Source organism: Aquamicrobium defluvii (assembly GCF_004363725.1).
Classification (GTDB): domain Bacteria; phylum Pseudomonadota; class Alphaproteobacteria; order Rhizobiales; family Rhizobiaceae; genus Mesorhizobium; species Mesorhizobium defluvii.
Genome location: NZ_SNZF01000011.1, coordinates 54,497 through 67,419, shown reverse-complemented (window position 1 = coordinate 67,419; position 12,923 = coordinate 54,497). Strand labels below are relative to the sequence as shown.

The window sequence follows — 12,923 nt, the reverse complement described above, 5'->3', positions numbered from 1 at the left end:
TTTCCTCACAAATGGATTCAATCGAGCATCGCGATGGCGGTTGGCGCATCCTCGTTGCGCTCTGCCAGCTCCTCGAACTCGGTGATGCTGTCGATCTCCGTGCCCATGGAGATGTTGGTGACGCGTTCGAGTATGAACTCCAGAACGACGGGAACCTGATGCTCTTCCATCAGCCGCCGCGCTTCGGCGAAAGCCTGCTGGAATTCCTCGGGACGACGCACACGCAGAGCCTTGCAGCCCATGGCCTCCGCCACAGCGACATGGTCGACCCCGTAGCCGACCTCTGCATGGCCGACCGTGTTGATGTTCTCGAAGGCGAGGCTGACCTCATAGTCCATCGCAAAGCCGCGCTGCGCCTGCCGGATGAGGCCCAGATAGGCGTTGTTCACCACGACATGGATGTATGGCAGCTTGTGCTGGGCACCGACGGCCAGTTCCTCGATCATGAACTGGAAGTCGTAATCCCCTGAAAGCGCTACGATATTGGCTTGCGGCCGCGCCGCCCGAACACCGAGCGCGGCAGGAAGCGTCCAGCCGAGGGGGCCGGCCTGCCCGCAATTGATCCAGTTGCGCGGCCTGTAGACATGCAGGAACTGCGCACCCGCGATCTGGCTGAGCCCGATGGTGGTGACGTAGGTGGTGTCCCGTCCAAACGCCCGGTTCATTTCCTCGTAGATGCGCTGTGGTTTCAGAGGCACCTGCTCGAAATGCGTCTTGCGCTTCATGGTCTTCTTGCGCTGCCGGCATTCCTTCGCCCAGCCCGACCAGTCGCGCAGCCTGCCCGAGGTTTTCCATTCGGTCGCCACATCGAGCAGGACCTTGAGCGCAGCGCCCGCATCTGAAACGATGCCAAGATCCGGCGCGAAGACACGGCCGATCTGCGTCGGTTCGATATCGATATGGATGAACTTCCTGCCCCTGGTGTAAACGTCGATGGAGCCGGTGTGGCGGTTCGCCCAGCGGTTGCCGATTCCGAAGACGAAATCGGCTTCCAGCATGGTGGCATTGCCATAGCGATGCGAGGTCTGAAGCCCGCACATGCCGGCCATCAGGCGGTGATCGTCCGGAATGGAGCCCCATCCCATCAGTGTCGGGATGACCGGGACGCCCGTGATCTCGGCAAACTCGATGAGCAGATCGGATGCGTCGGCATTGATGATGCCGCCCCCCGCCACAATCAGCGGCTTCCCGGCTTCGTTGAGCATGGCGAGAGCCTTTTCGGCCTGGCCACGCGTCATGGCGGGCCGGAACACCGGCAACGGCTCGTAGGCGTCGATGTCGAACTCGATCTCGGCAAGCTGGACATCGATCGGCAGGTCGATCAGCACCGGCCCCGGACGGGACGAGCGCATGAGATGAAACGCCTTCTGCAAGGCCATCGGCACCAGATAGGGTTCCATGACCGTGACTGCCCATTTGGTGACGGGCGCCGCAATGGCAGCAATATCAACCGCCTGAAAATCCTCCTTCGTCAGCCGGGCACGCGGTGCCTGCCCCGTGATGCACAGGATGGGAATCGAATCGGCGGACGCGGAATAAAGCCCGGTGATCATGTCGGTTCCGGCCGGCCCCGACGTGCCGAGGCACAGGCCGATGTTACCGTTGGCGGCGCGGGTATAGCCTTCGGCCATGTGCGAAGCGCCCTCGACATGCCGCGCAAGGATATGGCGGATGGAGTCACGGGCTTTCAGCGCCGAGTAAAGCGGATTGATAGCCGCCCCCGGCACGCCGAAGGCGCAGGAAATTCCCTCTTTCTCCAGAACGAGAACGGCAGCATCGACAGCACGCATTCTGGCCATGGCGGTATCCTCCAGCACGATCCTATGCTGCGAGCATGGCACCGCGCGCTCTATTTTTCAATTTTTTCAAAAAAGTTTTTCATTTTATAGAATTACCGTTAGAAGCATGATTTTGAATACATATTCATTTTTCAGATCGGACCTCTTGGCAATCATGTGAAAAACTTTTTCACTATGCCAGAATAAAAGGTGGCATCGACCGATGGAAAAGAACGAAAAACGTCAGCGCGGGCGACCCCGTGCTTTCAACGCTTCCGAAGCCGGGCCGGTACAGGCGCTGGATCGGGGGCTGCGCATCCTTGCCATCGTCGCCGAAGGTGGCGGGCTTTCGCTGAGCGAGATCGCCGACCGGTCCGGCATTGCCACCGCCACCGCCTATCGCATGCTTACCACCCTCGAAGGCCATGGCATGGTCGAGTTCGACCGCACGGAACAGCTCTGGTCGATCGGCGTCGAGACCTATCGAATGGGTTCGGCCTTCCTGCGTGGACGCAAGCTGGTCGACCGTGCCCGAATCGTCATGCAGGAGCTTATGGAAAAGACCGGCGAGACCGCCAATCTCGGCCTGGCCGAAGACGATTGCGTGGTGTTCGTCAGCCAGGTCGAGACCCATCAGGCGATTCGCGCCTTCTTCCGCCCCGGCACCCGCACCGCGTTCCATGCATCGGGGATTGGCAAGGCGGTGTTGTCCCACCTCGACCCCGAGCGCGTAGCGACGATCATCGCGAGGTCGGGTCTGGAAGCCTATACGGAGCGTACGCTGGCCACCCTGCCCGAATTGCTGAAAAACCTCGACGACGCGCGAGTCCGCGGCTGGGCGGTGGATGACGAGGAGCGCAACATCGGCATGCGATGCGTGGCTGCCGCCATCTTCAACGAATATGGCGAGCCGGTCGGCGGCGTCTCCGTTTCAGGACCGACGGTTCGGGTGACTCCCGAGCGACTTGCCCAGGTCGGGCCGGCGGTGCGCGATGCCGCCGCGGAAATCACCGCCATGATCGGCGGCAGGCGCTAGAGCCGCAGGCGTTCTGATGAGTCGCGGTCATCCGCCCATCCCGGTTGCATGGCGAAGATAGAAGGCAAGCACGACGAAACCGACCATAAAGGCAATGCCGGTCCAGTCGATCTTGCTGCCCCTGAACAGCCTGATTGTGTTGAGCGCCAGCACCCAGGCGGCAAGCACGATCAAGGCTATGATGACGAAACGGATCATCTTCTCCCTCCGGAGTGGCTCCTTCCGTTCATTTAGGAACTGAACAAGGCAGTTTCAGCCTGTCAAAGAGCGCATCGGTTCGGTTTTGTCTTTACTGCCGCAACAAATATGCTAACCGGAGCGCGTTGCCCTTGTAGCTCAGCTGGTAGAGCAGCGGTTTTGTAAACCGAAGGTCGCGGGTTCGATCCCTGCCGGGGGCACCATCTCTCCTGTCGAGACCATTTCGGAAGCCTTGCCGATATCGTGCCGGAAAAGCTCGGCTGCCGCTGCTGCGCGCGTCGGGTCGGGCAGACGCAGCAGATAGGCCGGGTGCCATGTCACCAGCGCCCTTACCCCAAACAGCGTGTCGACCAGTTGACCGCGCAATGCAGTGACGGAAGCGCGCTTTCCGGTCAGAGATTCGACCGCGGTGGCTCCCAGTGCCAGAATGAGCTTTGGCCTGACCAGTTCGATCTCGCGTTTCAGCCACCAGCGGCAATGATCGATATCGCCACGATTCGGGCTCTGATGGATGCGCTTCCTGCCTCGGGCAACGAACTTGAAATGTTTCACTGCATTGGTGAGCCAGAGCTTTTTCCTTTCGATCCCAAGTTCAGACAAGGTCCTGTCGAGAAGCTGACCGGCCGGGCCGGTGAAGGGTCGGCCGGTCAGGTCCTCGATGTCGCCGGGCTGCTCCCCGACAACCATGAGATCGGCGCGGGGCGGCCCCTCTCCGAACACCGTGCGGGTGGCGTTGCAGTGCAATGGGCATCGCGTGCAGGCGGCAGCGTGTTCGCGCAGTTCATCGAGATCTGTCGCAATCACCCCCGCCGCCTCTGTCTGCGCAGGCTCCCGGGGATCGGACCGGCGGGCAGCAAGACGATCATGGAAGGCAGGCGCGGCAAGCTCCCTTTGCCGGTGAACCATGTCCGCAGCGCGTTGCCCGGCACCGGCGACGAGTGCGGGAATCAGGGAGGCCTCGGGAAGATTCTTCCAGTATTTTTTAGGCATCTCCGCCTGCATCGCCTTCACCTTGAGCCGTGCCGGGTTGAAGATGGAGGCATAGTAGGTGCGCCATAGCCCCTCTGTTTCATCCGACAGGTCCGGGCGCTCCGCAGGTTTTTCCGACAACGCAAGCTGACCGCCCTCCAGACCCGCGCTGCCCTTTGGCGTGAGGATCATCCAGTTCATGTCGGCGAAGCGTTTTGCAAAGAAGGGGGCCGTGCGGGCAACGACATGATGATCGGGTTCGAACCAGGCGACGAAACGGCGCCGGTCTCCCGGCTGGCCGGCAACTTCGCGGAAACGCACGAAAGCCGTCATCTTGTGGCAGTCGCGGCGCACGGATTTTTCCATGCGATGCAGGCGCTGCATGTCAGGATCAGGCAGAAAACCGATCAGATGGGGATCGCCCTGCAACCGCCACAAGGTTCTGTAAAGCAGGGAGAAGCGGCCGGGATCGCTGTGGCAGACCACGGCGTCGGCCAGGTCGAGAAAACGGCGGGGCACGGAAGGTGGCGTGGCACCCTCCCCGGGCGGCGGTACTTCGGTCGGCGCTCTGCCAAAAAGATCCGTATCGCCCAGCGACCACTCGACCTCCTCCGGCGGCACGCCGGCCAGAAGCAGCGAACGCGCCGCATCGCGCCACTCGCCAAGGTTCGCGGCGTGATGCAGACATACCTGCGCACTCACAGCAGCACCATCTGTTCGGGCTGCGGCGCGAAGAGATCGCGCAGATCGGACCGGTCGATAAGGCGCAGCGGCGTCCACCCGCGAGCGCACAGGAAGGCACGTACCTTGCGGACCGAAATGTTCAGCCTTGCCAGATCGTCCAGCCCGAGACTGCGCTGGCGGCGGGCGGTAATGATGGCGGACACCGATTTCGTGCCCAGCCCCGGCACCCGAAGCAGCATCTCGCGAGAGGCCCGGTTGACGTCGACCGGAAAGTCCTCGCGGTGTGCCAGCGCCCAGGCCAGCTTGGGATCGAGGTCGAGATCGAGCATGCCGTCCGGCCGCACGGAGGTTATCTCGTCGATGCCGAAGCCATAGAAACGATAAAGCCAATCGGCCTGATACAGCCGGTGCTCGCGCATCAGCGGCGGCCTGGCGGGAGGCAGGCGGGAAGAAGCATCCGGAATCGGGCTGAAGGCCGAATAGTAGACCCGCTTGAGGCCATAGCTGCTGTAGAGCCGCGAGGATGTGCCGAGGATCGTCGCATCGTTCGCGCCATCGGCCCCGACGATCATCTGCGTCGATTGCCCGGCCGGGGCAAACCGCTTGCGCCGCTTCGTAACCTTTGTCGGCTCGCTTGCATCCTCGATGCGCAGGCGCAGGTCGCCCATTGCGCGGCGGATCTGCCCCGGTTCCTTTTCCGGCGCGAGTTCGGCGATGCCGTTATCGGTCGGCAGCTCGATGTTGATCGAAAGCCGGTCGGCATAGAGCCCGGCCTCATCGAGCAATCCAACGGAAGCCTCGGGGATCGTCTTGAGATGGATATAACCCCTGAACCCGTGGCTCAGCCGCAATTCGCGCGCCACGCGCACAAGTTGTTCCATCGTGTAATCGGCACTGCGGATAATGCCCGAGGACAGAAACAGGCCCTCTATGTAGTTGCGCCGGTAGAATTCCAGCGTCAGCCATATCACCTCCTCCGGCGTGAACCGCGCCCGCTCGACATTGCTGGACGACCGGTTGATGCAATAGGCGCAATCGTAGATGCAAAAATTGGTGAGCAGGATCTTCAGCAGGGAAATGCAGCGCCCGTCCGGCGCATAGGCATGGCAGATGCCGGAACCTTGCGTCGAACCGATCCCACCTCTGGTGGAATCGCGCTTTTCAGTTCCGCTCGATGCGCAGGAAGCATCGTATTTTGCGGCGTCGGCGAGAATGGCGAGCCGCTCGTGCAGCGTCTTTTTCATAGATGTTCACTATATGTTCCAGATTGCGTTTTCAAGACCACGCAAGGGAAAGCGGCTTTATTCGCGGTCAGATGATTCCGTCCGACTGCAAAATGTTCTAGCGGCGCGGCATGATCAGCCAGACGAGACCGGCAGCAATCACGCCGAGCCCAATCCACAAAGGCAGCGGCACGCCAAATACCAGCGGGCCATATTCGAACAGGCGCGGCGCAAGCCCGAGGGCGAAGGCGGCCGTGACGATGGCGACGGCGATACGCGTCGCCGCCCAGCGTATGTCGCCTCCGATGCGTTCCAGCCCCTGCAACTCGACGCTTGCCGAAATGCGCCCCTGCCGAACCCGCAGCGCCAGCAGACGGATCAGGGCGGGAAGGTCCGAGGCCAGGCCGGCAAGATCGAAGGCCAGCGCCCTGCCCCGGCCGAAAACCGCGCCGGGCGCGTAGCGGCGCAGCATCTCGCTCTGCACCATGGGCGCAGCCACGGCTATGGCGTCGAATTGCGGATCGAGGCCGCGCATGACGCCGTCGGCGGTGATCAGTGCCTTGAACAGCAAGGCAAGGTCCGGAGGAAGTGCAAGATCGTGTTCGCGCGCCATCGTCACGAAGTCGCCTATGGCGTCGCCAAGCCTAAGGGGCGCAGCCCCATGGCGGGCGACGAATGCGTCGCAGGCGGCTTCGAGGCGCGACAGGTCTGCTCCGACACCGCCGGACCATTCGATGAGCAGATTGGCCACCCTGTCGCCGCTGCCATCCACGATAGCCCCCACCAGAGACAGCAACTGCTCGCGCCGTCGACCGCCAAGCCTCCCCACCATGCCGAAGTCGATGAACGCAACCCTGTCGCCGGATAGCGCGCGAAGATTGCCCGGGTGCGGGTCGGCGTGGAAAATGCCGTCGATGAGCGCCATGTGGAGGAACGCTTCCGTGCCGCGGCGCGCAAGCAGGGGCCCATCATGGCGCCCAGCAGCCATGGCAGGCCCGTCATTTGGCGCGGTGCCGTCGATGAATTCCTGAACCAGAAGCCGCTCGCCTGTCCATTGCCGGAATATGCGGGGAATGACGATGAAATCCATATCGGCCAGATTGGCCGCGACCGTCTCGCAATTGCGCGCTTCGGCGGCGAGATCGAGTTCCTCCGCCATGGCCGCGCCAAGATGGTTCAGAATTTCGCGGGGCCGGTAGCGAGCCAGATCGGGCCATTGGACTTCAGCAAGTGCCGCCGCATGCGAAAGCAGCCGCAGATCGGCATCGACAAGCGGACGCAGCCCCTCGCGCCTCACCTTCACCACGACATCGGTGCCGTCCTTCAGCATGGCGCGATGCACCTGTGCGATGGAACCGGCCGCAAGCGCCTGCGTGTCGAACGACGCAAAGATCGCCTCGACCGAGCCGCCGATATCCTCTTCCACCTGGGCGCGGATCGCGTCCCATGGCTGTGGCGCGACATGGCTTTGCAGCTTTTCAAGCTCCGCCGTCCATTCGGGCGAGAGCAGATCGCCACGCGTCGACAGGATCTGGCCGAGCTTGACGAAGGTCGGCCCCAGTTCTTCGAGCGCCAGCCGCAGCCGTTCCGGCGCATCGGCCTGCGCCGCCTTCCCGCCGTCGCGACGCGAGGAAGATGCGAGGCCGGAAAGCCCTATCCTGCCCAGAACGTCGTCTATGCCGAAACGTGTGACGACAGCGAGGATTTCAGCAAGACGCTTGTGGTCGCGTATGGCGACCAGACCGGTTTCGAGCAGGCTCATGAAATTGCGATCCTTCATCCCGCCAGATATCGATAGATGAGGTAGAGAAGCAGCAGCCAGATGGCCACCAGCAGCGCCAGTATCACCACGACTGCGATCAGCGGCCTGCGGAACCAGCGCTCGAGCCAGTTGTCGGCCTTGCTCCCGGCGGTATCGCGCACATCCTGCGGCAGCCGTTTTGCAATGAAGCCGACCAGAAGCGGCACGATCACAAGGTCGTCAACCACTCCGAGCAAGGGCACTGGAAACGGGATGAGATCGATGGGGCTCAGCAGATAGAGCCCTGCAAACAGGCTCGCCGCCTTCAGATAAAACGGTGTCCGCCGGTCGCGAAACGCATACAGAAGCATAACCGCCTCGCGGCGGAACAGCATGAAGCGCCGTTTCAGCAGATCGAACATCGTCGCAATTCCTGTTTTCGAAACAAATTCGTGTTCTGGAAAAACAATTCCCGCCTCAAGAAATATGCGATGTAGGGCGTCACCGCGTAAAATCGATGGTGGCTTCGAAATGCAACACTATCGACTTTCACAATCCGCTACGAATGATCTGTGGGTGCATACAAGCTTTCGCGTTGTCGGATTGGTCATCTTTGGGATGATATGCTTCACCCCGCAGCCGGGATCATTCGCGCCATCATGGTTTCAGGATACGTTTTCGCCATTGTCGCCACCATGATGCTCTCCAACGGGCTCGTTCTGGCAGTCATCATGCGGGATCTGCCGAAGGAACTGCGGCCCGCCGCCAATGTCTGGCAGGCAGGCACGTTTATCATCGCTTTCGGCTCCGCCATGTTCGCGATCGCTTCAGCTCAGCCTCATCCTCTCCTGCTTGTCATGGTCAACTCGGCTTTCCTGATCGGATTGCTGTTTTATGAAAGGGCTCTGGCGAAATTCTACGATTACCGATCATCTGCCATTCACTACATCCCGATCGTAGCGGGAGCCTGCTCGGTTTTCTGGTTCTCGATCATCGAAGAGAATTTCAAGGCCAGGATCGTCATCATCACAATCGCCTGGTGCTGGCTGATGCTGGCCAGCGCAAGGGACCTGTTTCGTGCGCGCGCGCAGGACGACTCGGCCAGCCGCAAGGTTCTGCTGTACATCTTCATGATCATGGCTGTCTTCACCGCCCTGCGCGGCGCGGTTTTCGTCACCAATCCATTGCCGACCGATTTCAGCGTGACCAGCAGCGCGTCGTTGCTGAACCTTGTGACACCGATCTTCATGGCCGTGCTGCCGGTTCTGGGGACGACTTCCTTCATCCTCATATGCTCCGACCGCATCCGCATGCAGTGGGAACATGCGGCTTCGACCGATTATCTGACGGACCTCCCGAACCGGCGCACGCTGACCCGGCGCGCCGAAATGCTGTTCAATGCGGCCGGGCGGTCGAATGCGCCGCTTTCCGTGGCCATCTTCGACATAGACAGCTTCAAGAAGATCAATGACACCTATGGGCACGAGGTGGGAGACAGGGCGCTCCGGCACGTCGCCGGCATTCTCAACGCCGAAGCGGACCTCGGAACGATGGTGGCGCGATCAGGGGGCGAGGAATTCGTCATGCTTTTCGACGCCGATCACGGTGGAAAAACGGAAAGCTTGCGAAAGGCCGTGGAGAACACGCCCTTCAGTGCTGACGGCGACATGATACAGGTGACGGTCTCTGTCGGCGTCGCCACGCGAGGCCCGCTGGACAGAGATTTCTCGGACCTCCTGAGGCGTGCGGACCGCGCGCTTTATGCCGCGAAGCAAGGCGGCCGCAACCGCGTCGAAACCAGCCTGCCTGCCGCAGCCGAGTGAGCGGCAAGGCCAAAGCGCCCGTCCTGTTCAGGCAGGCGGAAGCTCGAACACTTTCACACCATTGCCCTGCTTTTGCTCGTAGCCGATGATGCGGAACCAGCGGGCGACCTCGGGACCATCCAGCCAACTGCGCGACAGGATGGGCAGGTTCCCGGTAAGCGCCTGTATGCGCCTTATATGCTTCTTGCAGAACCGGACCGTGGAAGCGCTGAAAAAACCTTCGCGCGCCGCGAACGCCGTTTCCGCGGAATGATCGGTTTCATGCCAGGTGATGATGGCGACAACCGCCTCCCCGTCAAGCAGGGCATGGGCGCGGCCTTCCTTCAAATCCATCATCAGGCTGTCCTGCGCGCCCTGCAAGGTAAGACCTGCCGCGACATAATCTGCCGACATGCGACCGGAAAGGTCGCGAAATACCGTTTCAAGATCGCCGATCGTGGCGGTGCGTGCCCTCATTCCATCTCCTTCACCGAAAACAGCATTATGACGCCCCGAAACGGTCTGGCCAAGCAAACTGTGTCCAGCCGGACCGGATAATGGGAAAACCTGTCCCGTTTCCGTGACAGAGGCATGACTACATGGAACGCCTGGCGGGACAGGCAACGCCGGTGGCTTCGCCACAGGTGAGCGACGAGGATTCGGGACGGACGTCACCGGACCCGGTGCGTTTCGCCAGATTCGAGAATCCGACTGCAAAGGCAGCCATGATCAGAGCGACGATGAACATACGGGTAAAGGGCAATGGCGGTCCCTGTCGGCCAGGCCCCCGCCCTCCGTGTTCCAGACAGCATCAACTGCATGCCTTTACGGCAGCTTAATGCCAATCCCGGCAAACGCAATCCGATCGGCGCCCTTGCCTCTCCCTCATGGACGCCTTTGCCAGTTTTCCCGAGCCGTGTTAGGTCCTCAGTGCCATCGGGATCGGGAACAATCGCCAGAACAATGACAAACATGCCAGGGACGAAGAAGCCGAGGCAGCTAGCGTTCGTGTCGTCCGACGCCGGGGACGCCCGTGCCGCTCTGGCGGAATTGTCAGCCGAGTATGGCCATGTCTCCATGGAAGACGCCGATGTTGTCGTAGCGCTGGGGGGCGACGGCTTCCTCCTGCAAACGCTGCGCGACACCATGGGAACGGGCAAGAAGGTGTACGGCATGAACCGCGGCACCATCGGCTTCCTGATGAACGAATATGCCGTCGACGCCCTGCCCGAACGGATCGGCGCAGCCGTTGCCGAGACCATCCGCCCACTCGAAATGCGCGCCACCACCATGGACGGGGAGATGGTGACCGCGCTAGCGATCAACGAAGTCGCCCTCTGGCGCCAGTCCTATCAGACCGCCAAGATTCGCATTTCCGTGGACGGGAAGCTGCGGATGGAAGAGCTAAGCTGCGACGGCGTGATGGTGGCGACGCCGGCCGGTTCCACAGCGTACAACCTGTCGGCGCACGGGCCGATCCTCCCGCTCGACGCGCCGCTTCTGGCGCTGACGCCGGTGAGCCCTTTCCGGCCGCGCGCCTGGCGTGGCGCGCTCCTTCCCAATCGCTCCGAGGTGCGCTTCGAGATTCTCGAGGCGGCCAAGCGCCCGGTGAACGCCGCTGCCGACCATACCGAAGTCAAAGGCGTCCAGTCGGTCACGGTGCGACAGTCGAAAAAGGTCACGGCCACACTGTTGTTCGACCCGAGTCATTCCTGGAATGAACGCATTCTGAAGGAACAATTCAGGTATTGATGGCGATTCCGCCGCTATAAAATCGGTTCGATTAAGCTTAGCATCGTGAAATGCTGCCATTGCGGCCTGTTTCTGTTGACAAGAGGCAGGCTTGGGCATATCGCGGTGCACATTATAGCGTGTCCGGATGGCACGCCGCGACGCAGACCGCCGCGCACCCCGAACCAGCCAAAGACAGCAAGCGAACTTGTCCTCAGACACCCAGACCGCTCAAGCAGCGTTGACATTTGCAGACCTCGGCCTGTCGCCGAAGGTTCTTTCCGCAGTAGCCGATGCCGGCTACACGCAGCCGACCCCCATTCAGGCCGGTGCAATTCCCCATGCCCTTCAGGGCAAGGATGTTCTCGGCATCGCGCAAACCGGTACGGGAAAGACCGCCTCTTTCGTGCTGCCGATGCTGACCCGCCTTGAAACAGGCCGGGCCCGCGCCCGCATGCCCCGCACGCTCATTCTCGAACCGACGCGCGAACTCGCGGCGCAGGTGGAGGAGAATTTCGTCAAGTACGGCAAGAACCACAAGCTCAACATTGCCTTGCTGATCGGTGGCGTTTCCTTCGACGAGCAGGACAAGAAGCTCGAGCGCGGGGCCGACGTGCTGATCGCAACGCCCGGTCGCCTGCTGGATCACCGCGAACGCGGCAAGCTGCTGCTCAACGGTGTCGACATTCTCGTCATCGACGAGGCGGACCGCATGCTCGACATGGGCTTCATCCCCGACATCGAGCGTATCTGCGAGATGATCCCCTTCACCCGGCAGACGCTGTTCTTCTCGGCCACCATGCCGCCGGAGATCACCAAGCTGACGGAGAAGTTCCTCCAGGCTCCTGTGCGTGTCGAGGTCGCCAGGGCGGCGAGCACCGCCACGACCGTTACGCAGCGGCTGGTAAAATCGGGCTCGAAGCCCTGGGAGAAGCGCGACATCCTGCGCAAGCTGATCAAGCAGGAAGAAGAGACGCTCAAGAACGCGATCATCTTCTGCAATCGCAAGGTGGATGTCTCGGAATTGTTCCGGTCGCTGGCGCGCCATGAGTTCAATGCCGGCGCTCTGCATGGCGATATGGACCAGCGGGCCCGCATGACCATGCTTTCCAATTTCCGTGACGGCAAGCTGAAGCTGCTGGTCGCATCGGATGTCGCCGCACGCGGTCTCGATATTCCCGATGTCAGCCACGTCTTCAACTACGATGTGCCGATTCACTCGGAGGACTACGTCCACCGTATCGGCCGCACAGGCCGCGCGGGCCGCCTCGGCAAGGCTTTCACCATAGCCACGCGCAACGATGCCAAATATATCGATGCCATCGAAAAGCTGATCGGCCAGTGTGTCGAGTGGCTTGACGGCGATCTCTCAACCGTCGAGGAAAGTGCGGAGGACGAAGCGCCTCGCCGGGGCAAAGGTTCCTCCCGCCGCGATGGGCGCAAGAGCGAAAGCCGTGAGAGGAAGCCGCGTGGCGGACGCCATCACGAAGCCGCTTCCGACAGCGCCAGGGCAGATGCACAGGATCAGCCGGCCCAGAAAAACGTGCCTCAGGCAGCGAACACCGACCGCAAACCCCGCAACTGGGCCAACGAGGATTCGAGACCTGCGCGCGACCACCGCCGCCGCTACGACGATGACGACGGCGATACGCCGGTTGGATTCGGCGAGGATATTCCGGCCTTCATGCTGATCGAAGCCAAGGTCTGACAGGAAAATTTCCCGGAGGAAGGCGGATCGCAGGATCCGCCCTTTTTGTTTTC

Annotated in this window: 10 protein-coding genes, 1 tRNA gene and 1 pseudogene; 5 read left to right on the top strand and 7 right to left on the bottom strand. The window is 61.6% G+C overall.

Going from position 1 to position 12,923, the window contains the following annotated elements; translation table 11 throughout:
• Positions 1 to 17: 17 nt before the first annotated feature.
• Complete coding sequence (gene gcl / locus DES43_RS10115) at positions 18 to 1,799, bottom strand: glyoxylate carboligase (RefSeq protein WP_133675070.1); 1,782 nt, start codon at positions 1,797 to 1,799, stop codon at positions 18 to 20.
• A gap of 202 nt (positions 1,800 to 2,001) precedes the next feature.
• Between gcl and bhcR the strand changes: the two genes are divergently transcribed.
• Positions 2,002 to 2,814 carry an HTH-type transcriptional regulator BhcR gene (gene bhcR, locus DES43_RS10110; RefSeq protein ID WP_035025899.1) on the top strand — a complete coding sequence of 271 codons (813 nt, stop codon included), beginning with the start codon at positions 2,002 to 2,004 and terminating at the stop codon, positions 2,812 to 2,814.
• A gap of 27 nt (positions 2,815 to 2,841) precedes the next feature.
• Here the strand turns inward: bhcR and DES43_RS22365 are convergent, their stop codons facing one another.
• On the bottom strand, positions 2,842 to 3,012 hold the full coding sequence (locus tag DES43_RS22365; protein WP_166647726.1) for a hypothetical protein: 171 nt from the start codon (positions 3,010 to 3,012) through the stop codon (positions 2,842 to 2,844).
• A gap of 127 nt (positions 3,013 to 3,139) precedes the next feature.
• Here DES43_RS22365 and DES43_RS10105 point away from each other — a divergent pair.
• Positions 3,140 to 3,215 (top strand) — tRNA-Thr (locus DES43_RS10105).
• Between the two features lie 91 nt (positions 3,216 to 3,306).
• Here the strand turns inward: DES43_RS10105 and DES43_RS10100 are convergent.
• The 4 genes and pseudogenes from DES43_RS10100 to DES43_RS10085 all read right to left on the bottom strand — a co-directional run.
• Positions 3,307 to 4,602: pseudogene (locus DES43_RS10100) on the bottom strand (UdgX family uracil-DNA binding protein); the annotation flags it as partial.
• Between the two features lie 77 nt (positions 4,603 to 4,679).
• Positions 4,680 to 5,909 carry a putative DNA modification/repair radical SAM protein gene (locus DES43_RS10095; protein WP_035025895.1) on the bottom strand — a complete coding sequence of 410 codons (1,230 nt, stop codon included), beginning with the start codon at positions 5,907 to 5,909 and terminating at the stop codon, positions 4,680 to 4,682.
• 97 nt (positions 5,910 to 6,006) lie between these two features.
• A complete protein-coding gene (locus DES43_RS10090; RefSeq protein ID WP_245264684.1) occupies positions 6,007 to 7,650 on the bottom strand; it encodes an ABC1 kinase family protein in 1,644 nt (547 codons plus the stop codon).
• A gap of 14 nt (positions 7,651 to 7,664) precedes the next feature.
• A complete protein-coding gene (locus DES43_RS10085) occupies positions 7,665 to 8,051 on the bottom strand; it encodes a YkvA family protein (protein WP_051520512.1) in 387 nt (128 codons plus the stop codon).
• A gap of 201 nt (positions 8,052 to 8,252) precedes the next feature.
• On the opposite strand from DES43_RS10085, the gene DES43_RS10080 reads away from it, so the two are divergent.
• A complete protein-coding gene (locus tag DES43_RS10080; RefSeq protein ID WP_051520511.1) occupies positions 8,253 to 9,452 on the top strand; it encodes a GGDEF domain-containing protein in 1,200 nt (399 codons plus the stop codon).
• A gap of 27 nt (positions 9,453 to 9,479) precedes the next feature.
• On the opposite strand, the gene DES43_RS10075 is transcribed toward DES43_RS10080, so the two are convergent.
• Positions 9,480 to 9,908: a hypothetical protein gene (locus DES43_RS10075; protein WP_035025893.1), complete on the bottom strand. Its 429-nt coding sequence runs from the start codon at positions 9,906 to 9,908 to the stop codon at positions 9,480 to 9,482.
• A 495-nt stretch (positions 9,909 to 10,403) separates the two neighbouring features.
• Between DES43_RS10075 and DES43_RS10070 the strand changes: the two genes are divergently transcribed.
• Both DES43_RS10070 and DES43_RS10065 read left to right on the top strand, forming a co-directional pair.
• Complete coding sequence (locus DES43_RS10070; RefSeq protein WP_035025948.1) at positions 10,404 to 11,183, top strand: NAD kinase; 780 nt, start codon at positions 10,404 to 10,406, stop codon at positions 11,181 to 11,183.
• Between the two features lie 187 nt (positions 11,184 to 11,370).
• The gene (locus DES43_RS10065; protein ID WP_035025892.1) at positions 11,371 to 12,870 is read left to right on the top strand and encodes a DEAD/DEAH box helicase; all 1,500 of its coding nucleotides are present in this window, start codon (positions 11,371 to 11,373) and stop codon (positions 12,868 to 12,870) included.
• Positions 12,871 to 12,923: the final 53 nt, after the last annotated feature.